General features: G+C 67.0%; 17 protein-coding genes and 2 pseudogenes. 11 read left to right on the top strand and 8 right to left on the bottom strand.

Features of this window, described 5'->3' with window-relative positions:
* Window positions 1-236 precede the first annotated feature (236 nt).
* The 3 genes from ACIQLF_RS08020 (at window position 237) to ACIQLF_RS08010 (ending at window position 3,062) form a co-directional block, all read left to right on the top strand.
* Window positions 237-1,523, top strand: coding sequence for an aspartate kinase (locus tag ACIQLF_RS08020; RefSeq protein ID WP_400296581.1), 1,287 nt, complete (start codon window positions 237-239; stop codon window positions 1,521-1,523).
* Window positions 1,524-1,628: 105 nt separating this feature from the next.
* Window positions 1,629-2,525 carry a 3-methyladenine DNA glycosylase gene (locus tag ACIQLF_RS08015; protein WP_400296578.1) on the top strand — a complete coding sequence of 299 codons (897 nt, stop codon included), beginning with the start codon at window positions 1,629-1,631 and terminating at the stop codon, window positions 2,523-2,525.
* A 57-nt stretch (window positions 2,526-2,582) separates the two neighbouring features.
* Window positions 2,583-3,062, top strand: coding sequence for a hypothetical protein (locus ACIQLF_RS08010; protein WP_400296575.1), 480 nt, complete (start codon window positions 2,583-2,585; stop codon window positions 3,060-3,062).
* Window positions 3,063-3,103: 41 nt separating this feature from the next.
* Here the strand turns inward: ACIQLF_RS08010 and ACIQLF_RS08005 are convergent, their stop codons facing one another.
* Together ACIQLF_RS08005 and ACIQLF_RS08000 are read right to left on the bottom strand one after the other, a co-directional pair.
* Window positions 3,104-3,769: a response regulator gene (locus ACIQLF_RS08005; RefSeq protein WP_400296573.1), complete on the bottom strand. Its 666-nt coding sequence runs from the start codon at window positions 3,767-3,769 to the stop codon at window positions 3,104-3,106.
* Between the two features lie 5 nt (window positions 3,770-3,774).
* On the bottom strand, window positions 3,775-5,493 hold the full coding sequence (locus ACIQLF_RS08000; protein ID WP_400296570.1) for an ATP-binding protein: 1,719 nt from the start codon (window positions 5,491-5,493) through the stop codon (window positions 3,775-3,777).
* A 187-nt stretch (window positions 5,494-5,680) separates the two neighbouring features.
* On the opposite strand from ACIQLF_RS08000, the gene ACIQLF_RS07995 reads away from it, so the two are divergent.
* Complete coding sequence (locus ACIQLF_RS07995; RefSeq protein ID WP_400296568.1) at window positions 5,681-7,117, top strand: CitMHS family transporter; 1,437 nt, start codon at window positions 5,681-5,683, stop codon at window positions 7,115-7,117.
* Window positions 7,118-7,322: 205 nt separating this feature from the next.
* On the opposite strand, the pseudogene ACIQLF_RS07990 reads toward ACIQLF_RS07995, so the two are convergent.
* Both ACIQLF_RS07990 and ACIQLF_RS07985 read right to left on the bottom strand, forming a co-directional pair.
* A pseudogene (locus ACIQLF_RS07990) lies at window positions 7,323-7,507 on the bottom strand (helix-turn-helix domain-containing protein); the annotation flags it as partial.
* A 66-nt stretch (window positions 7,508-7,573) separates the two neighbouring features.
* A complete protein-coding gene (locus ACIQLF_RS07985; RefSeq protein WP_400296566.1) occupies window positions 7,574-8,305 on the bottom strand; it encodes an alpha/beta fold hydrolase in 732 nt (243 codons plus the stop codon).
* A gap of 73 nt (window positions 8,306-8,378) precedes the next feature.
* Here ACIQLF_RS07985 and ACIQLF_RS07980 point away from each other — a divergent pair, with 73 nt between their 5' ends.
* On the top strand, window positions 8,379-9,077 hold the full coding sequence (locus ACIQLF_RS07980) for a helix-turn-helix transcriptional regulator (RefSeq protein WP_400296563.1): 699 nt from the start codon (window positions 8,379-8,381) through the stop codon (window positions 9,075-9,077).
* A gap of 31 nt (window positions 9,078-9,108) precedes the next feature.
* Here ACIQLF_RS07980 and ACIQLF_RS07975 read toward each other — a convergent pair whose 3' ends face one another.
* The 3 genes from ACIQLF_RS07975 to ACIQLF_RS07965 form a co-directional block, all read right to left on the bottom strand.
* Window positions 9,109-10,098 carry a CobW family GTP-binding protein gene (locus ACIQLF_RS07975; protein ID WP_400296560.1) on the bottom strand — a complete coding sequence of 330 codons (990 nt, stop codon included), beginning with the start codon at window positions 10,096-10,098 and terminating at the stop codon, window positions 9,109-9,111.
* Window positions 10,098-11,771: an amidohydrolase gene (locus ACIQLF_RS07970; RefSeq protein WP_400296558.1), complete on the bottom strand. Its 1,674-nt coding sequence runs from the start codon at window positions 11,769-11,771 to the stop codon at window positions 10,098-10,100. Before ACIQLF_RS07970 ends, ACIQLF_RS07975 begins: the two co-directional genes overlap by 1 nt.
* A 102-nt stretch (window positions 11,772-11,873) precedes the next feature.
* Window positions 11,874-13,355 carry an MFS transporter gene (locus ACIQLF_RS07965; RefSeq protein ID WP_400296556.1) on the bottom strand — a complete coding sequence of 494 codons (1,482 nt, stop codon included), beginning with the start codon at window positions 13,353-13,355 and terminating at the stop codon, window positions 11,874-11,876.
* Window positions 13,356-13,790: 435 nt separating this feature from the next.
* Between ACIQLF_RS07965 and ACIQLF_RS07960 the strand changes: the two genes are divergently transcribed.
* From ACIQLF_RS07960 to ACIQLF_RS07950, 3 genes are all read left to right on the top strand, one after another.
* Window positions 13,791-15,362 carry a cation:proton antiporter gene (locus tag ACIQLF_RS07960; RefSeq protein ID WP_400296554.1) on the top strand — a complete coding sequence of 524 codons (1,572 nt, stop codon included), beginning with the start codon at window positions 13,791-13,793 and terminating at the stop codon, window positions 15,360-15,362.
* Window positions 15,363-15,671: 309 nt separating this feature from the next.
* Window positions 15,672-16,685 (top strand): DUF389 domain-containing protein, encoded by a 1,014-nt coding sequence (locus tag ACIQLF_RS07955; protein WP_400296551.1) that lies wholly within the window; start codon window positions 15,672-15,674, stop codon window positions 16,683-16,685.
* A gap of 192 nt (window positions 16,686-16,877) precedes the next feature.
* A complete protein-coding gene (locus ACIQLF_RS07950; protein WP_400296548.1) occupies window positions 16,878-19,859 on the top strand; it encodes an aminotransferase in 2,982 nt (993 codons plus the stop codon).
* A gap of 60 nt (window positions 19,860-19,919) precedes the next feature.
* Here the strand turns inward: ACIQLF_RS07950 and ACIQLF_RS07945 are convergent.
* Window positions 19,920-20,269: pseudogene (locus tag ACIQLF_RS07945) on the bottom strand (DUF1003 domain-containing protein).
* Between the two features lie 862 nt (window positions 20,270-21,131).
* Here ACIQLF_RS07945 and ACIQLF_RS07940 point away from each other — a divergent pair.
* The 3 genes from ACIQLF_RS07940 (at window position 21,132) to ACIQLF_RS07930 (ending at window position 23,606) form a co-directional block, all read left to right on the top strand.
* A complete protein-coding gene (locus tag ACIQLF_RS07940) occupies window positions 21,132-22,094 on the top strand; it encodes an alpha/beta hydrolase (RefSeq protein ID WP_400296546.1) in 963 nt (320 codons plus the stop codon).
* Window positions 22,095-22,171: 77 nt separating this feature from the next.
* Entirely contained in the window at window positions 22,172-23,188 is a 1,017-nt protein-coding gene (locus tag ACIQLF_RS07935) for a helix-turn-helix domain-containing protein (protein ID WP_400296544.1), read from the top strand.
* A gap of 85 nt (window positions 23,189-23,273) precedes the next feature.
* Window positions 23,274-23,606, top strand: a complete 333-nt coding sequence (locus ACIQLF_RS07930; RefSeq protein WP_400296541.1) for a hypothetical protein — start codon at window positions 23,274-23,276, stop codon at window positions 23,604-23,606.
* Window positions 23,607-23,622 lie beyond the last annotated feature (16 nt).

Below are 23,622 nucleotides of genomic sequence, written 5' to 3'. Positions count from 1 at the left end.
TTGACGGGTTTTCGTTATCGAATTGACGTATTGGCTCCAGCCGGGTCCCCGCGATGCCAAAAAGGTGACCCGCGCGACATTCGACCAAGCAATCAGACCAGCGAGCTGGTCGAATATGACCCATCGTGGTCATCTAATGCCGTGGCCGTGCGCCACAATGGCTAAAATGAATCCAATGCCGCCCTTGCGGCGTTCTTCCCAGATTTGAGAAACCCCACCATGGAGTGTGCTGACGCATGAGCCTGATTGTCCAGAAATTCGGCGGATCGTCCGTTTCCGATGCCGAAGGCATCAAACGTGTTGCCCGTCGGATTATTGACACCAAGTCCGCCGGCCACGAAGTCGTCGTCGTCGTCTCCGCCATGGGTGACACCACCGATGAGCTGCTCGACCTTGCCAACCAGCTGACCGACGAGGCCCCCGCACGAGAAATGGACATGCTGCTCTCCGCCGGGGAACGCATTTCCATGGCCCTGCTGGCGATGGCCATCGACGGACTGGGCGCCAAGGCCGCATCGTTCACCGGCTCCCAGGCGGGCGTGATGACCGATTCCATCCACGGCAAGGCCCGCGTCATCGAGGTTTCCCCGCAGCGGGTGCGACGCGCAATCGACCGCGGCTACGTGGCGATCGTCGCCGGTTTCCAGGGCATGAACAAGGAATCCAACGACGTCACCACCATGGGCCGCGGCGGATCCGACACCACCGCGGTGGCGCTGGCCGCTGCGCTGGGTGCCGATGTCTGCGAAATCTACACGGACGTCGACGGCATCTACACCGCGGATCCGCGCGTGGTGTCGACCGCCCGCAAGATCGACACGATTTCCAGCGAGGAAATGTTGGAGATGGCGGCCTCCGGCGCCAAGATCCTGCACCTGCGTTGCGTTGAATATGCACGCCGCTTTGGGGTTCCATTGCATGTACGCTCATCCTTCAGCAGCAACGAAGGAACCTGGGTCCTGCCCAGCCCCGACGACCAGATCAAGATTCAAGAAGGAGAACCCTTGGAACAGCCCATCATCTCCGGTGTCGCCCACGACCGCTCCGAAGCAAAGGTCACCATTGTTGGCGTTCCGGACATTCCGGGCAAGGCGGCCCAGATTTTCGGTGTGATCGCCGGCGCCCATGCCAACATCGACATGATCGTGCAGAACGTCTCGACCTCCGGCTCGGGGCGCACCGACATTTCCTTCACGCTGCCCATGGTCGACGGCAAGGACGCGCTGGATGCCCTGCGCGGCGCACAGGAAGACATCGGCTTCGAGGACATCTCCTACAACGAGAACGTCGGCAAGCTGTCGCTGATCGGCGCCGGCATGCGCTCGAACCCGGGCGTTTCCTACACCTTCTTCGAGGCCCTGCACCAGGCCGGCGTTAACGTCGACATGATCTCCACCTCGGAAATCCGCATCTCCATCGTCACCGATGCCAACAAGCTGGACGCCGCGGTGCGCGCCATCCACGCGGCATTCGACCTGGACTCCGACGACGAGGCAACCGTGTACGGCGGCACCGGCCGCTAGGCCGACCGGGATCGCCGCAGTGGTCGGCGGCTTGTGGACCCATGGTTCGCAAGCCGCCGACCACTGCATTTAAGGCTTTGGGTCCCGCCCGGCGATAATGGGAGGATGCATTCCCCCACCTTGGCTTGGCTGTCCGAAGAGCAGTGGCTGCCCTTGGCGACCGCCCACGCGGAACGTTCCAAGCGATTCGGGGAACCGTTCACCGCGCGGCGCATGAAGCGCGAGAAGCACCCCATCGAGGACTTCCTCTTCACCTACTACACGCAGAAGCCCGGGCAGCTCTACCGCTGGCACCCGGGTCCAGGCGTGGTGCTCGGCGGCGAGCCGGCGCGGGAGCGTGCCGGGTGGAAGTTCTACCGCGAGGTGCTCGACGAGGGCAGCGGCGAGCGCGGGTACACCGTCGACGTCGAGGCGTTTGCCGAGGCGCGCCTGGAGGCGATCCGGTTTGCGCGGATCATCCTTGCCGGCACCGTGCAGCGTCCCGGGAACTTTGCCTGCTTCGGCCTGCACGAGTGGGCCATGGCCTACAAGTCCGAACAGAACGGCATCCGGCACGAATACCTGCCGCTGCGACTGGGCGCCGGGGGCACCGATGCGGTGGTGGAGGAACACAAGATCCGCTGCACGCACTTCGATGCGTTCCGCTTCTACACCCCCGAGGCCGTGCCGCGCAACGAGTTGCAGCCGACCCGCGAGACCCAGCGCAACCTGGAACAGCCCGGCTGCCTGCACGCCAACATGGACCTGTACAAGTGGGCGTACAAGCTGACCCCGGCGGTGCCGAGCGAGCTGGTGATGGATTGCTTCGAGCTCGCGTGGGACATCCGCACCATGGACATGCAGGCCTCCCCGTACGACCTCCTGGAATGGGAGCACGAGCCGATCCGCATCGAGACCCCCGCGGGCAAGGCCGAGTACGTGCGCCGGCAGAAGGAGTTCGCGGAACGGGCGCAGGAGTTGCGGCTCAGGCTGCTGGCCCTTGCCCAGGCACTGCCCCTGTAACAGACTGGGTACACGGGGCCCAACGTCCCGGTGACCTCAGGAGAGCGAGAAACCAGAATGAGTCCCCGCATGCGGATCCCCGTCGCGGCAACGCTGTTCGCTGCCCTGGTGCTGTTGGCCGGTTGCGGCGGAAACGGCGGCCCCGGCCAATCGTCCACTCCGCCGGCCACCCAGACCTCCGCCCCTCCGACCGGCCAGGTCGCCACCGTCGACCTGGACATCGTCATCCGCGCCGACGGCAAGACAACCAGTGCCGAATACTCCCTGCAGTGCGCGGGGGCGACGGCGCTGGAAGCCAGCAAGCACCCGCGCGCGGCCGAGGCCTGCGAGCTGCTGGCCAAGCACCCGCAGATCCTTGATCCAGCGCCGGCCAACCAGATGTGCACCGAGCAGTACGGCGGTCCGGCCACCGCAAGCGTCACCGGAACCGTTGACGGCAAGGCCGTGGGCCGGGAATTCGACCTGAAAAACGGCTGCGGCATTTCCGCGTGGAACGACGCGCTGCCCCTGCTGGTGGACCAGCCCTCCGCAAACTGACACCCCGCCCCGGGCCCTGGTCCGGGGCCCGTCCGGAGGATCTAGCCCTGGACGAGGTAGCGGTGTTCGGGCCGCCCGCGGCTGCCGTAGGTCAGTTCCAGGCGCAGCGAGCCCGCCTGGACCAGCGTCGCCAGGTAGCGCTGGGCCGTGGCCCGGGAAATGCCCACGGCGGAGGCCACCTGCATGACGGTTGCCGGCTCGCCGGTGGCGGCCACCGCGGCAAGCACCGCCTGTTCGGTGGGTGTCGGCGCGGCGGTTCCCGCGTCGTCCCCGGCCAGCAGGGTGCGTTGCGCCCGGTCGATCGCCCCTTGGTCCAGCACGGTCGCCGATTCCAGTTGCCTGCGGTAGCGGGCGTAGGAGCGCAGCCGTGCGGCCAGCAGCTTGGGGTCGAACGGCTTGACCAGGTAGCCCAGTGCGCCGCGCCGGATGGCGGTGCGCACGGCGTCGACCTCGGTGGCCGCGGACAGCACGAACGCGTCGACGTCCAGCGTCGCCAGCAGGTCCAGGCCCGAGCCCTGCGGCAGGTAGACATCCAGGAGCAGCAGGTCGGGCTTCTCCTCGGCCACGGCGCGGGGAACCATGCGGGCATCGTGGACCGGCGGCAGTGCGGTGAAACCCGGGACCTCGTCCACATAGCTGGCGTGCAGGGCCGCGACCCTGAAGTCGTCGTCAACCACCAGGACCCGCAGGTCGTTGGTCTGGTTCATGGGGATCATGGCCTTTCGGTGGTCGTGGATTCGGGGGTGAGCACCCCGGGCAGGCGGGCGGCAAACACCGCGCCGGTGGTCGGGGCGGCGTCCCCGGAGAGTGGTTGGCCACCGTCGGCCGGGTGCGTTCCGCCCGGGTCGGCGATCCAGACATCGCCGCCGCGGGTCCTGGCCAGCCGGCGGATCAGCGGCAGGCCCACGCCGTGGCCGTGCTCCTGGTCCGGGGTGCCGGGCCTGGTGCTCACGCCCTCGGCAAAGACGTCGATCCCGGCCGGCACCCCCGCGCCCGAGTCGGCAACCGCGATGTGCAGGGTGTTTCCCTCGCCGAGCAGGTCGACCTCCACCCAGCGCGGGGCGGGTCCCTCCACCGCGGCGCCCAGCGCGTTGTCGATGAGGTTTCCCAGCACGGCGGTGGCATCCTGTGCATCGTTGAGTTTCCCGTACAGCGCGCTCTCCTCGCCGACGCGCAGCACCACGCCGCGTTCGTGGGCGCTGACCCCCTTGGCGCCGAGGAACGCCCGCAGGTAGGTGTCGTTGACAGCCTCGAGGTTCTGCACGGGTTCGCGCACCGGGCCCGATTCGATCACCTCGCCCAGGTACTCCTGGGCCTCCGCGGTGTTGCCGTTGCGCAGCAGGCCGGAAATGGTGTGCAGCCGGTTGGCGAACTCGTGGCGCTGGGCGCGCAGCGCGCCGGCCATGGTTTCCACGGCGTCCAGCCGGGAACCAAGGGTTTCGATGGTGGTGACATCGCGCAGCAGCACCACCTTGCCCAGGTCGCGGTTTTCGCGGAGCACCGAGTGCACGGTGGCCACCAGCGCCGACTTGTCGGTTTCCAGGCGGAGTGTGCCGGGCTCCCCCGCGTCGATGGCACGGACCAATGCCGGCGGCAATCCGGCCTCGGCGTAGGGCTGGCCCACGATGTCCGCGGACTCGTGGCGGTGCGGAAGGTCCAGCATGAGGCGGGCCGCCTTGTTGCGCACGCTGATGCGCCCGTCGGTGCCGATGCCGATCACCCCGTCCTCCACGCCGTAGAGCACCGCGTCCTGGTCCCGGAGCAGTTGCGCCATTTCCGCAGGTTCCAGTCCCAGGGTCTGGGCCTTGAGTCGGCGCACCGTCACCCGGCCGGCAACGATCGCCGCTGCGGCGGCCAGCGCGGCAAAGAGCAGGATCCAGGAGACGGAGGACAAGAGCGCGCCGGTCAGCGAGTCGGTGACCACCCCCACCGTGACCTGGCCGACGACCAGGCCGGAACCGGGGGCGTAGACCGGGACCTTGGCGCGCACCGAGTCGCCCAGCGAGCCGCGTTCACGCAAGACGGTCTCGACGCCCCGCAGCGCCACCGGGTCGGTCGACGCCGGCTTGCCGATTTCATCGGGGTTCGGGTGGGCCAGGCGCAGCCCGCGGTCCTCGAGGATCGCCACGAAGTCCGCCCCGGCGCGGCCGCGCACGTCGTCGGCGAGTTGCTGCAGCGGCCCGGTGCGCAGTTCGTTGAGGTCGAGGGTCTCCAGCGCCGAGTAGCGGGCGACCTCCTCGCGCACCTGCCCGCTTGCCGCGACGGTGCGGGCGATGGCCAGCGAGGCGTTCTCCGCCCGCTCGAACACCCTGTTGTAGCTCACGACGATCGTTGCGATCGTGACCACCGCGATCAGCAGGCCGAGCACCGCGAACTGCAGGGTCATGATGCGGGCGGCAAAACCGCGGCCCGGCTTTGTTGCTGGGGACATGCACCAAGTCTAGAACCAGTGGTGAGTTTTATGAGCAAAAAGGTTTTTAGGGGAAGAAGACCGCTTTGTGCGCACAACAGAACCAACGTGATCTGGCACACGTAGCGTTGTGGGTCACAGCCTGTCACCGTTCGCAGCACTGCACCCGGCATGGCTCCCACCAACACTTCACCCTAAGGAGATCCCCATGCTGGTAGCACTCGGGTTCCTGATGGTCGCCACCTTCATGGCGCTCATCATGACCAAGCGCATGACCCCGTTGCTGGCGCTGATCATCGTGCCAACCATCTTCGGACTCTTCGCCGGGGCCGGCCTCGGCATCGGCGACATGGTGATGGACGCGGTGAAGTCGATGTCCGGAACCGCGGCGCTGCTCATGTTCGCCATCATGTACTTCGGCATCATGATCGACGTGGGCCTGTTCGACAAGCTGGTCGACGGCATCCTGAAGCTGGTCGGCAACGACCCGGCCAAGGTCGTCATCGGCACCGCGCTGCTCACCGGCCTGATCTCCCTGGACGGCGACGGGTCGACCACGTTCATCGTGGTCACCGCGGCCTTGCTGCCGATCTACCAGCGCCTGGGCATGAGCCCGGTGGTGCTGACCTGTGTGGCCGGCCTGACCAACGGCACGCTGAACATCGTCCCGTGGGGCGGCCCGACCGCCCGCGCCGCCGCCGCGCTGCACGTCGACGCCTCCGAGGTTTTCGTCCCGATGCTTCCGGCGCTGGGTGCCGGCCTCGTCGCGGTCTTCGCCTTCGCCTGGGCCATGGGCATTGCCGAGCGCAAGCGCCTGCAGCGCGAGGATCCGCTGCGCTGGGGCGTCGGCTCCACCCTGAACATCTCCGGCGGCACTCCCAAGTCCCCGGCATCGCGCATCGCAAACGGCACCCCGACCGTCGGCGGCCGCGGCACCGCGCTGATGGAGCAGGTTGCCGTGCTGGGCGACGGCACCGAAACCGCCACCATGAACGGCACCGTGCTGGACCCGAACCGCGAGACCCTGCGCCCCAAGCTGTTCATCTTCAACCTGGCGATGACCGTGACCATCATGGTGCTGCTGATCCTGGACCTGGTCCCGCTGTCCTACCTGTTCATGGTCGGCACCGCCGTGGCCCTGCTGGTGAACTTCCCGAAGATCTCCGACCAGGCCAAGATGATCGCCTCCCACGCGTCCTCGGTCATCGCCGTGGTGTCCATGGTGCTTGCCGCCGCCGTGCTCACCGGGGTGCTCTCCGGCACCGGCATGGTCGAGGCCATGAGCGCCTGGCTGGTCGACGTCATCCCCGCCTCGATGGGCCCGATGCTGGCGGTCCTCACCGGCCTGATCTCCATCCCTGCCACGTTCTTCATGAGCAACGACGCGTTCTACTTCGGCATCTTGCCGGTGCTCACCGAGGCCGGCGCCCACTACGGCATCCCGGCCGTGGACATGGCCCGCGCGTCGATCACCGGCCAGCCGGTCCACATGCAGTCCCCGCTGGTCCCGGCCATCCTGCTGCTGGTTTCGCTGGCCAAGGTCGATCTGGGCGAGCACCACAAGAAGGTTCTCTGGCGCGCGCTGGTCGTCTCGCTGGTCATGCTCACCGTGGGCGTGGTGACCGGAGCCATCGGCATCAGCTAACCACCGCACCACGCATCAACGTTCGCCACGCCTGCATCCACGGCCGCCCGTTCCTTTCCTGGAACAGGGCGCCCGCGGATGCGGGCGCGGTTTCGTTGGGTGTGGCTTCGGCTAGGCGTACTGATCGGACGCGTTGATCAATCGTGAAAAAGGGCGGCTGGCCTCCGCATGCGGCGTGGGGTCGGCGATGGTTGTAGTAGTGCAGCCGGCCACGTAGCTCCCCACAACGCATCGACTGGCCCACTCGGTACCGCTCGACCATCTCTTGACCGTGGGCCACAAGACCTGGAATCGGGCGGCAACTCCGCTGATCGGCCAACCATCATCGACGGCGAGGCGGGCGACCTTTAGCCGGTGGAGCGGTGTGAGAGCAGCGTTTGGGTGGGTCATGAGTTCCCTCGGAGACGGAAAGGGGCCAGCCGGATTCGGCCGACCCCTTCAGGTTGAGCGTGCAGTTCAGTTGGTTCGAGAAGCCTCTGACCGAATGGCCTTGGCGAGGTCGCGGGGGCTGCTCCACATAGGCCAATGGCCCGTCGGGAGGTCAATGACGTCGAGGTGTTCAAGGTTCGCGACTTCGGCGAACATGGGATGACCGGATTGGGCCAGCTCTAGCACCTGCGCACTAGGGATTGAGCAACAGACCAAGGTCGTCCGGACCTTGCGGCGGGCGTCGTTGGTGAGCTCGATGGGCTGACGAAGCACGGGGCCGGGCTCAGGGACGGCTCGGGCCCGAAACCGCTCGAGGACCTCTGCGCTCAGGCCTTCGAGGCTCGCCTGCTGTGCAAGGACGTCGAAGGGCGGCAGCGGAAGCTCCTCCAATTCCTCCGGGAGGTCTGGGGCGAAGACAGTTCCCGTCGCCACAGGGCCGGAGTCGACCCACACTACCCGGTGGACAAGCTCAGGGTATCGGTCCATGACGAGGCTGACGGGAGCGTTAGCCCCACTGTGGGCGACGAGAATTGCAGGCTGATTACCGTGTTGAGTAATGACGCCCAGGATTGCTTCAACCTGGGCGTCGAGGGTTTTAGTCGCACGCTCAGGATCGTGCGCGTCGAGACCGGGCAGTGTCATCGCGATGGCACGAGGGTGGTCGGTTTTCAGGTGTTCAAGAACTTCATCCCAGGCCCAAGCGCCCAGCCAGTGGCCGGCGATGAGAATGATGGTCGGACTGCTCACAGTGGTTGTCATGTCACAACTCTCGCAGGCCCCACGGACAATAGTGTGTCACTATTTGTGTCATGAATTTGCCTGGGTCTGAGCAGTGAAGCGAGCAGAACGGCTCCATGCCCTATCAGAGATGTTGCGCCGCAGCGGCGCGCGGGGGGTCTCCGCCGAACGGTTGGCGAGTAAGTTCGAGGTGTCCGTGCGGACCATCAAGAGAGACCTCGATGCGCTGGAGAACAGCGGTGCGCCCCTGTGGTCGCGCCCAGGTCCGGGTGGTGGCTACGGGTTGGCTATCGGCGCGTCCATGCCACCCGTCAGCTTGTCTCCGGCGCAGGCTGTGGCGCTCATGGCGGCCGTGTCCGCTGCGCCTGATGCCCCCTACGCCGATCTGGCCGCAGCCGGTATCCAGAAGATCCTGGACGTCCTCGATCCCAGAACCCGAGCAAGAGCCGACGAGCTGGCCCGCCGTGTGTGGGTCAACGCGCTTCCCTCGTCCTCGCGCGCGATCAAGTCGGCACTGGAGGAGGCGATGGCCGAGCAGCGCGTCATCCGCATTCGATACACATCGAGAGACGGGACCACGACCACCCGTGACGTCGAGCCCGTGCTGTTCGCCTCCACGAACGGCCAGTGGTACTTGATTGGATGGTGCCGAATGCGCGACGCAATGCGATGGTTTACCGTGTCGCGCATCGAGCAGGCCACCGTAACCAAGGCGGCCTGCAGCGGCCACACCATCCACGAAGTTGGAGAACCCCCAGCGAACGCCAGACCGGTACACGGTCGTGGCGAGTGAGCCACCCAACCAACCTCTCCGGTCGGTACAGCTAGGTGCCGAGGGGCTCCGTCGGCACCGGGGGTTCAAACCACGGGGCCAGCGCGGCCGCCGCCCGGGCCAGGTCTTCCTCGGCATCCGCGCCCGCGGCAATGAGCACGAGTTCCGACTCGTCCCCGGCATCCCACGGGCCGCCGGGGACGAGCTCGATGCCGGACGAGCTCAGCTGCAGCACCGTGGCCTGCTCCGGTGCCGAGTCCAGTCGCACGATCCCCTTGGCCCGGACGAGCAGTGGCACGACGGCTTCCAGCGACCGCAGCAGGCTGGCCCGGTCGATCGGGGCGCTTCCGTGCAACCGGGCGCTGCGGTGCAGCGCCTCGGCGGCGGGGAGCCCCGCGGACGGACCTTGGCCCTCGGACGCTCGGTGGCCGCCGCCGATCCCGCGTCGGGATTCGAGCGCGCAGGCCAGCGCAACGTTGATCTCTTCCCAGCGCCCGGGGCCGCGTCGGGTGGGCAAAACGGCGGCACCGGGATTGGTCTCTTCAAGCACCTGGCGTGCCGCGGCCGACTGCGCGGGGCTTGCCGCATCGCCCTTGATGAGCAAGACCAGGTCGGCCACCTTGAGCTGCGCGGTGACGGTGTCCCCGACATAGCGGTCCCCGGCGAGCCTGCCCAAGGCGCCGGCATCGGCGCAGACCAGAACTCCCCCGGCGCTGAATCCCGGGTACCCCATCCAGCCGGCAAGCTTGCCCGGTTCACCCACGCCGCTGACCTCGACCACCACCGCGTCGATGTCGTCCCGGCGCGCCAGCCTCGGCAACAGCTCCCCCAGCCCGTCACTCAGGCTGCAGCAGATGCACCCGTTGACCAGCTCGATGGTGTCCCCGTCCGCCGAACGAATGAGCTTGGCGTCGATGTTCACCTCGCCGAAGTCGTTGACGACGACAGCGATCCTTTGGCCGGTCTGGGCGAGCAGGTCGTTGATGAGCGTGGTCTTTCCGGCTCCCAGGTAGCCGCCGACGATGGTCAGGGGTACGGACATCAGTCCGCCGATGCCAGGGCGCCGCTCTTGGCATTCTGGTGGCGGCCGCCGAGCATGGTGCCCAGCACGCGGATCGTGCCGATCTCCTCCGGCGCCGTTTCGTAGGGGTCTTGGTCCAGAATTGCCACATCCGCCCGCTTGCCGGCTTCAATCGACCCGACCTCGCCGTCCATCTTCAGCATGTACGCAGCGCCCAGGGTCACCGCATGCAGTGCCTCCTCCACGTCGAGGCGCTCGAGCTCGCCAAGGATCCGCCCCGACGGGGTCAGCCTGGTGATGGCATGCTTCATCGTTTTCAGCGGACTGAGTTCGGTGACCGGGGTGTCGCAATGCAGCGAGATCGGCACCCCGGCGTTGAGCGCGGAGCGGGTCGCGTTCATCCGCGAGGCGCGGTCCCAGCCCAGGATCCTGTCGGCGTGCTGGTCTCCCCAGTACCAAAGGTGGTTGGAGAAGATGTTCGCGCAGGCGCCCAGGGCGGCGGCGCGGCGGTACTGCGCCTGGGTGGTGAGCTGGGAGTGGGTCATGGTGTGCCGGTGGTCCGGCCGCGGGTACTTGGTGAGCACCGATTCGAGCGTGTCCAGGAAGAGATCGCTGGCTTGGTCGCCGTTGCAGTGCACATGGATGAGCAGGCCGGCCCGGTGGAACGCGGCAAAGGCCGCCTCGAATTCCTCGGGCGTGGTGTTCCAGATGCCGTTGGGCTGGTCGCCCAGGTATCCGGGGGCAAGCAGCCGCGCGGTGAAGCCCTGAATCGAGCCGTCCAGCATGAGCTTGACGTTCCCGAAGCGCAGCTTCGAGTGGCCCAGCTGCTTCACCGCGGCCAGCGCCTGGGCTGTCGCCTCGGGAAGCGAGCCGGTGCCCAGGCCCATGCCGAACTGGAAGACGTTCAGCCGGACCGGGAAGTCCTCGTCCACGGTGTCGGTGTAGGTTGCCCGCCCCTCCTCGGTGAGCAGCCCCATGGAGCCGAGGTCGGTGATGGTGGTGACGCCCTGGTTCACCGCGTCCTGCGCAAAGTTCCTCAGGGTGCGCGGCGAGAGCGAGAGCAGCCCGCCGCCGAAGAGTTCGTGGACGAGTCCCATGGCCGCGAATTCGCGCAGTTCGCCGTTCGGCGTGCCGTCGGCGTACTTTTCCACCCCCTTGGTGACGGTGGAGGCGTCGATTCCGGCCATGCGGAGCACCGCGGAATTGACGACGGCCACATGCCCGTTGGCGTGGTTGACCTGGATCGGCCGGGCGCCGGAGACGGTGTCGAGTTCGCGGACCAGGATGCTGGACTCGGGGAAGTAGATGTTGTCCATCCCCCAGGCCCGCAGCGGTTCCAGCGGGTCCTCGAGGGCGGACTCGGCCTCGCGCAGGCGTTCCAGGATCGCCCCGGTGCTGGTGCATCCGGGCCAGTGGTTCCCGTCGGGGTCGGTGCGGTCGAAGTAGCCGACATAGACCTGGCCGTCCCACATGCCGCCGGAGCCGGCATGGGCATGCGCCTCGACGAACCCCGGAACGATGACCGCCTCTGCGTAGCGTTCGTCGATCACGGCATGCGGATAGACGCTGAGCTCCTCGACGGTTCCGACGGCGCGGATGAGCCCGTCCCGCACGGCGAACGCCGTGGCCACGGGCCGCGAAGGGTCCATGGTCCGCACGATCCTGGCCGGGTAGATGACGGTTCGGTTGTTCATGGGCTCTCCTGGTTCGTCGTCAAAAATGGGTGATGCTCCCGCGCAGCCGTTCGGGTGCGGGCCAAGGCCCACACCTGAACGGTAGCGCGACAGCGGCCGGGCTTAGCGCACCGACGTGCTGAGTTCTTCCTCGGCCAGCGGCATGGCCGGGCGCGACTTGGCCGACTCCGGGGCCTTTTCCGTGCGCATGAACAGCAGCGAGACGATGCACAGGCCCAGCGCCGCGATGCAAATGACCCAGACCGTTTGGTAGGAGGAGATCGATGCGCCGCCGCCCGGCCCGATCGCGGACGCGAGGATGACGCCGAAGACCGCGCCGCCAACGGCACCGCCCAGGGTCTTGAGCGAGTTGTAGATGCCCGCGGCGATTCCGGTCTGGTCCGCAGGGGACAGCTCGGCAACCAGCGACGGGAGCGCGCCCAGCAGCATGCCGAAGCCCAGGCCTGTGAGGCACTGGTAGGCCAGCACCATGGCAAAGACGTCGTGGAAGAGGACCAGCAGCAGGTTCGCCGTCGCCCCCATCGACACGCCCAGCAGCAGCACTCCACGCATGCCGATTCCCCGGGCGACGTAGGCGAAGATTCCGGCGGCGATGCAACTCATCAGCGTGATTCCCGCGCTCAGGAGGGAAATCATGCCGGGCCCCAGGCCGAAACCAAAGCCCACCACCTCGGGCTTCGCGGCCAGGAAGGTCGTGCCGATCGTCTGGGTTCCGAGCATCACCATGCCGAAGAGGAAGGCCGTCAGGTACGGCGGCCACATCAGCCGCGAACAGACCAGCTTGAGGTCGATGGCCGGGCAGGCGGTCCTGGATTCCCAGAACACCCAAGCCACGGTGATGGCCACGCACAGCAGCAGAAGCAGGATCACCTGCGGCGAGGAAATCCCGTACTTCTGGATCCCGCTCAGGCCCAGCAGCAGCGTCACCATCGAGGCACCGAGTCCCAGGAAGCCCAGGTAGTCGACGGTCGAGGCGGACCTGACCGTCGATTCGGGAACCAGGAAGAACACCACCAGCACGCAGAGCGCCGTGACGGCCGCCGGAACCAGCAGCACCGCCGTGAAGTTCCAGTTCAGGCCCGCGATGGCGCCGGAGGCCAGCATGCCCACGATCACGCCGATGGTCAGGAAGGAAATCAGCAGGCCGACCGACTTGCGGGCGCCCTCCCCGGAGATACGGTCATGGACCATGGCGATTTCCAGCGGCAGCCAGACCGAAAGCGGGCCGGTCAGGATGCGTCCGATGAGCACCAGCGCGTAGTTCTGCGAGAACGCCACAAAACATACGCCGACCAGCACCGCGACCACGGCGATCCTGAGCATTTTCCGGTGGCCGAAGATGTCGCCGAGCTTGGCCAGCACCGGGATGCAGACGGCGGCGGAAAGCGTCCACAGCGTCACGAACCAGGTGACGTCGGCGTCGGTGATGTCCAGCCTATTGGTCAGGGAGCCATACAGGGGGATATAGAAACCCTGGACGAAACCGCTGGTGAACTCCACGAAAATCAGGAATCCAACGATGGCACTCATTTTCAGCGGGATTCCGGGGGCCACCCGTACGTTGGGGGACGTGGTGCGAGGCATAGATTTCTCCCTGGGCTTTCCCACACCGCTCGGGCACTGTGGGGGCGAATCGGGCCGCAGGACTCCCGGGGGAGCCGACACCGGCCATGACGCCATGGTTGTCATTGGGTGGAAATTGCGTGTTCACATATATCGCTGGTGCAAGGTCCACGTTCGGGAATCCCCCGCCCGCAGGCCAAGCGCCGCCACACCGCCGGGGCGGGCACGCTTGACGCGTACTTCGCCGGAAACCCAAGGCATTGCATTTTGAGAACTATACTCTCGTTTCATGTTTCCATGTGGTGGAAGTCACTATGCCAGACCTTTCCACGTCCGTAAAAGTACCAGTTTGCACGTAATTTTATGGGTCCAGATCGTTCGCGTCACGCGGAGTCCCCGTTAACACGGCCGACACGTGGGTGTGAAAAAATCGAGACTCGGGAAAGGGGCTAAAACGTGGAATTCTTGCTGTTGTTGGTTGGCCTGCTGTTCGGAACGGTGCTCGTCGCGGGACTTGGCGAGCGAATACGGTTGCCCTACCCGATCCTGATGCTCGTGTTTTCCGCCGGGGCGGCGTTCCTGCCCTTCATTCCGGAAGTCCACATCAATCCCGAGCTCATCCTGCCGCTCTTCCTGCCGCCCCTGCTTTACGCGGCCGCCCAGCGAAGCTCCTGGTCGATCTTCCGCCTGCGCTGGCGTTCGCTGGTGTTGCTTGCGGTCCTGTTGGTGGTTGTGACAACCGCCGTGGCAGCCGGCGTGGCCTGGTTCATCGCCCCGGCACTGAGCCTCCCGATGGCCATCGCGCTGGGTGCGATCGTTGCCCCACCCGACCCGGTGGCCGTCGAGGCCATCGCCACCAAGGTCAAGATGCGGCGCAGGCTCATCACCGTGCTGCAGACCGAGGGCCTGTTCAACGACGCGATGGCGATCGTGATCTTCCAGGCCGCGGTCGCCGCGGCCGTCAGCGGCGGCGAGGTCGGCTGGGAAGTCGTTCCGAAGTTCCTGATCGGCGCCGCGGGCGCCGTGGTGCTGGGCCTTGCCATGGCCTGGGTCGTCGGCACGCTCAACCGCTTTGTGCCCAACCTGGTGGCCCGTTCGGCCGCCACGCTGGTGGCGCCCTACGCCGTCTACCTTCTGGCCGAAGAGGTCCACTTCTCCGGCGTTGTCGCGGTGGTTGTCACGGCCCTGGAACTGGGGCGCCGCGCGCGGCCGCAGGACTCCGAGGAACGCCTGACCCGCACCGCCTTCTGGGAGGTCGTGGAGCTGCTGACCACCGGCGTTGCCTTCGGCCTGGTGGGCATCGAGATGCGTTACATCATCGAGGACGAGGGCCGGAACCTGTTCACGTTCATCCCCGGCATCGCGGCGATCTGCATCGCCGTCATCCTGGTGCGGTTCCTGTGGATGATGGCGATGTTCAAGATGGGCGGGACCGAGCGCAAGAACCACACGCCGGGCTCGCTCAAGGAGGTCTTGGTCCTCACCTGGTGCGGCATGCGCGGGCTGGCGACGCTGGCCCTGGCGCTCGCGCTCCCGACCACGATGGCCAACGGCGAGCCGCTGGAGGGCCGCAACTTCGTGGTCGCCACGGCCGCCGCCGTGCTGGTCGCCACCCTGGTGGTCCCGGGACTGACGCTGCCTGCCCTGATGCGTGCGCTCAAGCTGCCCAACGACCACGCCGCGGAGGAACGCAAGCAGCGCTCGCTGGCCCGCCGCGCGGAAAAGGTCGCGCTGGAAACCATGAAACGCTCGCAGGCCGCGGCCGCGCTGCCTCAGAAACGGCGCGACGCGCTGGCCCGCCGCATGTCCTCGCTGCACACCATCCTGGAGGCCGACTTCGAGCACGACCCGGAAAAGATGCTGCGCCTGAAGCAGGTCCTCACCATCATGGACGACGTGCAGCGCGAGGCGCTGGACGCCGCCCGCGAGGAAATGCTCAAAGCGCGCAACGAGCCCGGCAACGACCCCGAGCTGGTGGACCGCGTGTTGCGCCGACTCGACCTGCGCACCGTCACCCTGGACCACTGAGGCCGGCCATTCCCGATTCGGGATGGTCGGAGCGCCGACCCCCGACACTCCGCCAGCGGCCGATTGGGCGCCGGCGGAGTGCCATCGGCCATCGGCCAAAACAACAAACCCGACAGGCTAAACCTCAGTCCGAAAGCACGCCGAATGCCCGCACCGCGGCACTGCGACCGCATCGACCTACCTCGGGGAACCCATGGGTCCGGACGCTACCGGATGACCGCGAACCCGTACTAGGGTACTCACTAAGCACGCCGGGCCCGAACCCGATGTTGCGGATCCGCGACCCCACCAAGGTTCCGAGGAGGCCCGATGGACAACGGCACCACATCAATCCGGAACACGGTCGCAAGCATGCGCGATGCCGTCCTGTTCGAGGCACCCGAGCGCCGGCAACGGCTCAACCGGTTCTGGATCCTGCTCATCCTTTCCACGATCATCGCTTCCGCAGGTGTCGTCGCGGACTCAACGGCGACCGTGATCGGAGCGATGATTGTCGCGCCCATGCTGCTGCCCATCCAAGGGACCGTGCTTTCGACGGTGTTGGGCGACCGAACAAACCTTGTTCGGTCGATCGCGCTTGTCATCGCGGGAGCCTCCGCATCGGTCGCCATCGGCTACCTGATCGGCCTGAGCGTGGCGAACGAGGTCGTGGCCGCCACCAACACGCAAGTCGCCGGCCGGGTAAACCCCGGACTGATGGATCTGCTCGCGGCACTGGGAACAGGTGTCGTCGGGTCAATCGCGCTCATCCGCCGCGACATTTCCGACACGCTCCCGGGCGTCGCCATAGCAATCTCCCTTGTCCCGCCCCTGGCCGTCGCGGGACTCACCCTCGAATCGGGGGCCTACTCCCAATCGCTCGGGGCACTGCTGCTGTTCACCACCAACGTCGCCGCGATCCTTGTAACGGGCATTGCCGTGATGGCTTTCTACGGTGTTGGCCGGGTTCCTCCGGCCGACGGCCACGCAGGGGGAGAACAAGCCGGCAGAAAGCCCGTCAACCGGCGACACGCGACCCTTGCCATCGTCTCCATGTTGTTGATCGTCGGAATCCCGCTCACGATTTCAAGCATCAGCAGCAGCCGCAATGCGCTGCGGGAAAGCAGCGTTCGCTCGGTGGCCGAAGCATGGACCAAGGCAGGTGGCTGGGTCCTGCTTCAGGTAAACACCACCCACGACGGCGTGGTCGTGCGGGCCGCCGGCCCACTGCCACTTCCCGATGCCGAATCGCTCAAGAAGCTGCTCATTGACGCCGGAATCGACCCCTCCAACATCGACCTGGAGCTAGTCCCTTCCTACAAAGTGAAGCTCGGGGGTCCCTGAGCATGCCGCCGGCGGTCCAGAGACAGCTCGACAGCAGCGTCAGTCGATAGGGGCGAGACTGCAGACGGCAGGGCCCCGGGGAGCTTTCAGCCACGCGAGCCGGGAACGCCGTAGGGAACATTGGAGGGGACGCCAACGGGGCGATAGTGTGGTGCAAGCCACATTGCCGCCCCTCGTTTTTGGAGAAATCCGTTGCAAACCCCAAGCAGCACCAACGAATCCGCAGTTTCAGAGCCCACGGTCGACGCCATTCCGATGGCGCGGCCGATGATCGACGAGCGGCAGGCGTCCGTGCTGGCGCTGCGCTTCTTCGGATTGGAGGCCGAGGCGGTCGAGCTGGGCAGCAACCAGGACAGGAACTTCCTGCTCACCTCGGCGGACGGCCGGAGCCGGGTCCTGAAGGTGGACAACGCAGTCTTTGGCGAGAAGGAGCTGCTGGCCCAGAACGAGGCCGTCGCACTGTTCGCTTCCGGCGCCGCGGGCGACGGTGTTTCGGCGGCCATGGTCCTGCCCGGCCTCGACGGGCAAACCTTGCAGCGGGTCGCGGACGCCGGGGACACCGTGCGGCACCTGCGGCTCTTCGAATTCGTCTCCGGCGGCACGCTGGTCGACGCCGGCTACCTGGGCGATGCGACGCTTTCCGGGCTGGGTTCCCTTGCCGCGTCCGTCTCGCGCACGCTGGCAGACTTCAAGCACCCGGGGCTCGAACGCGAGCTGCAGTGGGACATGCGCCGCGGGTTCGAGGTGGTGCAACGGCTGCTCCCGGCCATCGCGGATGTCTCCAAGGCCACGGCGGTTGCCGCGGCGGCGGACGCGGCCCACCGGCTGCTGGCCCCGCTCGAGGGTTCGCTTCCCGTCCAGCCCCTCCACGGCGACCTGACGGATGACAACATCGTCGCGTTCGTCATCGACCCGGAATCGGGACGGCCGCAGGGAACCGTAATCGACTTCGGCGACCTGGGCCACGGATGGCGCGTGGCCGAGCTGGCGGTGCTCTGCTCGTCCCTGCTGCACCACCGTGCCGCCCGACCGCTGTCGATCTTGGCGACCGCCGCGGCGTTCCACCGCGAGAGCCCACTGTCCGAGGCCGAGGCCCGGGCGCTCTGGCCCCTGGTGGTGCTGAGGGCCGCAGTGCTCATCGCCTCCGGGTGGGAACAGGTCGGATTGGAGGCCGACAACGAATACGCGGCCGAACGCATGGACCACGAGTGGACGATCTTCGAGTCGGCCACGGCCATGCCTTTGGAGGTCGGCACCGAGGCGGTGCTAGCCGCGCTCGGCTTCCACCGCCACGACCCGGCTGTCCCGGCAGCCGCGGCAACGCCGATCGTTGCGCTGGACGGCCACGCCGTGCTGGACCTGGGTGTGGAGTCCCCGTTGCTTGATGCCGGTCGCTGGACGGTTCCGGGCATCGAGGGGGAACTGCTCACCGCGGCGCTGGAACGGCATCCGGTTGTCCTGCTGCCCCACGGTCGGGCCCGGCTGACCCGGAACGTGCGGGATGCCGCGGAACCCGGGGCAACCATCCCGCTGGCCGTCCAGCTTTACACGCGCGAACCGCTCGGGTTCACAGCACCCTGGGAAGGCCAATTATTGGCCGGCACCGACCGGGTGGAAGTGGTTTCGGACTCCGGCGAGCGCGTGATCCTCACCGGGGCACTGCTGGAGGGCGAATCCCGGGCAGTGGCCCGCGGCGAGTTCATTGCCCGGGTTCCTGCGGAGTCGTTCGATTCGCGGGAACTGCCCGCCCCGCTGTCCCTCCAACGGGTCGGCGCCGGGGCACCGGCCGAAGTTCCCCTCTTCACGACCCCGGAGCTGGCCGGCGCATGGCTGCGGCTGGCCCTTGACCCGTCGGCGCTGCTCGGGCTGGAAACGGAAAACTCCGCCGCTGGTCCGCACGCCGAACAGGACCGCCGCAACGCCCTGCTCTCCCCCGCCCAGGAGCGCTTCTTCGACGACCCGCCGCAGTTCGAGCGCGGCTGGCGCCACCACCTGGTGGACACCATGGGCCGCTCCTACGTGGACCTGGTCAACAACGTCACCTCCATCGGTCACGGGCACCCCGCGGTTGCCGATGCCGCGTCCGCCCAACTGCGGCTGCTGAACACCAACTCGCGCTTCCTCTACCGGGCCCTGGCCGACTACTCGCAGCGGCTGGTCGACCTGGCCCCCGCGGGCTCCGGGCTGGACACGGTGCTGCTGGTCAACAGCGGCTCGGAGGCCGTGGAGCTCGGGCTGAAACTTGCCCGCGCCGCCACGGGCCGAAACACGGTTGTCGCGCTGCGCGAGGCCTACCACGGCTGGTCCATGGCCGCGGATGCGGTGACCACCAGCGCGTTCGACAACCCGCACGCCGGCGACAGCCGCCCCGACTGGGTCGAGCTGCTGGAGGTCCCGCACCCGCTGCGCGGCAGCCACACAGGAACCGGTGCCGGCCCCGCGTACGCGGCCGATGCCGCTGAACGCATCGCCGAACTTGGCGCGAACGGCACCCCCGTCGGGGCGTTCATCGCCGAACCGGTACTGGGCAACGCAGGCGGCGTGCTGCTACCCGGGGCCTACCTGGCCGGAGTTTACCGCGCCGTGCGCGCGGCCGGCGGGGTTTGCATCGCCGACGAGGTGCAGGTCGGGTTCGGCCGCATGGGACGGCAGTGGGCGTTCGAGTTGCAGGGCGTGGTTCCGGACATCGTCACCATCGCCAAGCCCATGGGCAACGGGTTCCCGATCGGCGGAGTGCTCACCACACGGAAGATCGCCGAATCCCTGGTGAACGAGGGGCAGTTCTTCTCCTCCACCGGCGGCTCCCCCGTGGCGTGCCGGGCGGGCCTCGCCGTGCTTGACGTGATGCGCGACGAAAAACTCATGGAAAACGCGGCCGAGCTGGGCGACTACCTGCTCCAAAGGTTCACCGAGCTGGCAACGCGCCACCCGGTCATCGGCCACGTGCACGGCACCGGGTTGTTCCTCGGCGTCGAACTGATCAAGCCGGGAACCGCCAGCGAGCCCGCGGTCGAGGAAACACAACTGGTCTGCGAGCAACTGCTCGGCCTGGGCATCATCACGCAGCCCACCTCCGAACGGCGCAACGTCCTGAAGATCAAGCCGCCTCTGTGCCTGACGCGTGAAAGCGCCGACTTCGTGGTCGACGCGCTTGACCGGGTGCTCGCCGGGTAGCCGGGGATTCCTGGGGCGCTGCAGCCTATCCCGCTGACCGCACGAAGGTGTCTCTCAGCCTCACATCCCTTCCGTGGCCGTGACGCCGGTTCGTCCCGTCGAAGTCAGTGCCTGCAACTCCCTCAGGATTTTCAGCTGCTGATCGTTGATGGCCATCAGCTGCTCGATCTCGGCCTTGGCCTCCAAGTTCGTGCCGTCGTCATGCTGCGCCATGGCAGCCGCGATCGCGTCCTGGCGCTTGGCCGCGGTCAGCAGGATGGCCCCCTGCAGGCCCGCCAGCGTGGACAAGAAAAGGTTGAGCAGGATGTACGGGACGGATCCCATGAGCGGGACGCCAGCACCCAGGTGTTGGTAGCGGCCCAGACAAGTATGAAAACGAGGAATCCCACCACGAACGGCCAGCTGCCCATGCTATTGCGCATGTAGTCTGCCGCCCGCTGGCCCTTGGTAAGTGAGGCCTTGTGTTCGGCGTGCAATGTCTTCCGTTGCGCGTCCATAGCTAAGCGTATTCCGGGGATCAGGATTCACGCATGTGTCCGGCAACCGCATCGGGCAAGAAGGCCTGAACGTCTACTTCCTTGGAAGTCGAAGACCGCTGGCCTTCGGTTCAAAGAGTCTACGAATAGTCACTTCGGGCGTTGCAAATCTTGGTTCAATGAGCCGTCCCCCCGCTGGCCCGTACAGATCGGCCCCCTGGATAGGCGCAGTTTGTCTTGTAGTGCAGGTCCAGTAAGCCGATGATGAAAAGTAACTACGAAGAGAACGGAAGTAAGTGACATGCGTGGAAGCAACCTTGTATGGACGATCGTGGGCGTTCTTGTGGCAATTGCCTTGGTGATCTGGATCGTTTCAGCAATCTAGGACGTCATCTCCGATCAGTTGCGAAGAGGATCGGCCATAGTTGGAAAGATTCGTTAAGAAGGACTTGGAATACAAGCATCGCTTGTATTCCAAGTCCTTCTGTCGATGGCAGGAACCGGTGAAGACTCCCAGGATGACGCTCTGGGATTTCGGTGGACGATTTCGGTTGGGAATTTAACCGGTACGTCGGTTCTCCCGCGCGAGCCATGAAAGACAGCCCACATTCGATCACTTGCGGCGCACGACCGGTCGTCTCCACCTTCCCCCGACGCAGCGACCCGCCACGTGGCGGGCGCCGGGGCCGCAATCGGCCGCGGATGGCGGTCGCGGCAGCCTGCCGCCTTTGCGAGCATTGAACCATCGTCAAACAAGGCCGCACCGTCGCGGCGACCCTACCCCTGGAGGTCCGCCATGCCCAGCTACACCGCCCCGCCGTTCGACCCCGAGCTCGACGCCGCACTCGGCCTCGTCGCCGGGGTCATCCCTCCCACCTTCACCCCGGAAATGATCCCGCTCATGCGGCAGATGCCCTCCGACCCCGCGTTCGACGAGCTGGTCGCCAGCGTCGGGGCCGTCCACGAGGAGCGCACGATCCCCGGCTGTGACGGCGACGAGATCGTCGTCTCGATCTACCGCCGCCCCGGCCAGGACACCATGGGCCCCGGGATCTACCACATCCACGGAGGCGGCATGGTGATCGGCAACCGGTTCGCAGGCGTGCAGTCCTTCCTCCCCTTCGTCGCCAGCCACGGCGCAGTGATCGTGAGCGTCGAGTACCGGCTCGCCCCCGAGTTCCCCGACCCAGTACCGGTCGAGGACTGCTACGCGGGACTCGTCTGGACCGCGGAGAACGCCGCGGGGCTGGGCATCGATCCGGCCCGGATCATCGTCGGAGGCGCCTCCGCCGGAGGCGGCCTGTCCGCGGGCGTCACCCTGCTGGCCCGCGACCGGCAGGGGCCGGCCCTGCGCGCCTCGCTGCTCATCTACCCGATGCTCGACGACCGCAACGAAACCGTCTCCTCCCACCAGTTCCAGGGCATCGGCGTCTGGGACCGCACCAGCAACTTCACCGGGTGGAACGCGCTCCTCGGCGACCGCCGTGGCACGAACGACGTGTCGGTCTACGCCGCCCCGGCGCGTGCCGAGGACCTTTCCGGGTTGCCCCCGACCTTCATCGACGTGGGCAGCGCGGAGGTGTTCCGCGACGAGTGCGTCGCGTACGCCTCGCAGATCTGGGCGGCGGGAGGCACCGCTGAATTGCACGTCTGGCCCGGCGGGTTCCACGGGTTCGACGGCCTCGCTCCGCAGGCCCAGGTGTCGATCGCGATGGTCGACACCCGCAACCGCTGGCTCACGCGCATGCTCGAGGCCTGACACACTCCCCGAATCACCATCAGGTGCACCCCGTCCACATAGGATGGGGTGCACCGGCGACGCAAGGGGAATGGGCGATGAAGGAACTTTCGGGCAGGCTCAACGCCCTGGACCCGGAGGCGAGCGAGTCGCTCAAGGTCATCACCTACTTCGACAAACTCATCGACGGCCGCGTCGGGGCCGAGGGCATGCTGCGCGGAGCCGCAGTGCTCTGCGGGGCGCCGATCGGCCATCGCGGGGACGGCCAGCAGTCGGGCCGGCGCTTCGCCGCGGACGGCACCGAGCTGCCTGCCGGGTCGCCCGAGACTTGGCCTTCCGCCCCGGCCGGCGAGGGATCCGTGGTGTGGCTTGAACGCATGGACGCGCCGCACGCGAACGACGCGATGGTGCTCGAGCGGGTCGCGATTGCGCTGTCGATCCTCTCGCGGCGGCTCGACACCTTGGCTCCCACTCGGCGCGCGATCGAAGTGCTGCTGGCCGGCGATGCCACCGACGAACAGCGTGCCGAGGCAGCCGCCCGCCTGTCCCTCGGCGCCCACGCAACCACCCACGCCATCGCGGTTCCCGCCGCGGTCCCCCTGGGCCGAGCACTCCCGCATGCGACGATCGGGACGCGGTTCGGGATAGTCCGCGCCGTACTCGCACCGAATGACGGTGCCCCAGCCTCGCGGGCCGGCATCGGCATCGCGGCCCGGTCCGCCGGCGACCTGCGCGAGTCGTGGCGTTCCGCGCTCATCGCGTTGCGGCTCACCGATGGTGAACGCCCCGTCGTGCGGGCAGCCGACCTCGGCGCACTTTTGTCCCTCGCCGAGACGGAGGACCAGCGGGCCACGGCACACCCCGATGCCCGGGCGATCGACGAGCTGACCACCGGCCCGTGGACCGGGAGGATGCTGCGCGCCCTCGTCGACGGCGCCAGCCAACGCGCCCTTGCGGCCGAGGCCGGGGTGCACCATTCGACGATGGGTGCCCGATTGCAGAAGCTGCCCGCGGCCCTGGGCTACGACCCGTCCACCTCGGCCGGCCGCACCCGGCTTGATGTCGCGCTCATGCTGCACCGTCTGGCACACGTAGGCTTCGACGACGAAGGGTAGCCCGAAGGCGGAGCGATTCGGACAGTGCCAGTCAGACGTCGGGGCGGCCATGAGCAGAAATTTCCGAGGGCGACACCTCCGACCAGTGCAACGCCAATTGAAACAACATTGCAGCCGGCCGCACTTCACGCCGCTGGCTTCCGACACCACCGGAGATGATCATATGAGCGACGCAGCAACCCGAATCCTTGAACAGCTTCAAGCGCAAAACGATCTGCGCATGCAGGCCGCAAACGACATTGCCCAGGCAGTCGACTCACGGGTCAACGCCGAGAACGCCCTCACCGAGACAAAAGCCAACGAATTATTCAGTCCAAGTTCCGGGGAGCATTTCAAAGATAGGGGCACCCCCCTTCGGTCCGGACAGCTTTTCCGTGCGTTGGAACTCCACGGTCCGGAGGCCCGCGAGCGCTCGTAGGTGCACTGACGAAAGA

It is taken from the genome of Paeniglutamicibacter sp. NPDC091659 (assembly GCF_044756805.1).
In the GTDB taxonomy this organism is placed as follows: Bacteria; Actinomycetota; Actinomycetes; order Actinomycetales; family Micrococcaceae; genus Paeniglutamicibacter.
Note: the sequence above shows the minus strand (reverse complement) of the source record. Positions and strands in the feature narration are given on the sequence as shown.

What these genes read in the sequence shown, in the direction of transcription:
- ACIQLF_RS08020 (WP_400296581.1), top strand. Translation starts at nt 237, where the DNA reads ATGAGCCTGATTGTCCAGAAATTCGGCGGATCGTCCGTTTCCGATGCC.
- ACIQLF_RS08015 (WP_400296578.1), top strand. Translation starts at nt 1,629, where the DNA reads ATGCATTCCCCCACCTTGGCTTGGCTGTCCGAAGAGCAGTGGCTGCCC.
- ACIQLF_RS08010 (WP_400296575.1), top strand. Translation starts at nt 2,583, where the DNA reads ATGAGTCCCCGCATGCGGATCCCCGTCGCGGCAACGCTGTTCGCTGCC.
- ACIQLF_RS08005 (WP_400296573.1), bottom strand. Translation starts at nt 3,769, where the DNA reads ATGAACCAGACCAACGACCTGCGGGTCCTGGTGGTTGACGACGACTTC.
- ACIQLF_RS08000 (WP_400296570.1), bottom strand. Translation starts at nt 5,493, where the DNA reads ATGTCCCCAGCAACAAAGCCGGGCCGCGGTTTTGCCGCCCGCATCATG.
- ACIQLF_RS07995 (WP_400296568.1), top strand. Translation starts at nt 5,681, where the DNA reads ATGCTGGTAGCACTCGGGTTCCTGATGGTCGCCACCTTCATGGCGCTC.
- ACIQLF_RS07985 (WP_400296566.1), bottom strand. Translation starts at nt 8,305, where the DNA reads ATGACAACCACTGTGAGCAGTCCGACCATCATTCTCATCGCCGGCCAC.
- ACIQLF_RS07975 (WP_400296560.1), bottom strand. Translation starts at nt 10,098, where the DNA reads ATGTCCGTACCCCTGACCATCGTCGGCGGCTACCTGGGAGCCGGAAAG.
- ACIQLF_RS07970 (WP_400296558.1), bottom strand. Translation starts at nt 11,771, where the DNA reads ATGAACAACCGAACCGTCATCTACCCGGCCAGGATCGTGCGGACCATG.
- ACIQLF_RS07965 (WP_400296556.1), bottom strand. Translation starts at nt 13,355, where the DNA reads ATGCCTCGCACCACGTCCCCCAACGTACGGGTGGCCCCCGGAATCCCG.
- ACIQLF_RS07955 (WP_400296551.1), top strand. Translation starts at nt 15,672, where the DNA reads ATGGACAACGGCACCACATCAATCCGGAACACGGTCGCAAGCATGCGC.
- ACIQLF_RS07940 (WP_400296546.1), top strand. Translation starts at nt 21,132, where the DNA reads ATGCCCAGCTACACCGCCCCGCCGTTCGACCCCGAGCTCGACGCCGCA.
- ACIQLF_RS07935 (WP_400296544.1), top strand. Translation starts at nt 22,172, where the DNA reads ATGAAGGAACTTTCGGGCAGGCTCAACGCCCTGGACCCGGAGGCGAGC.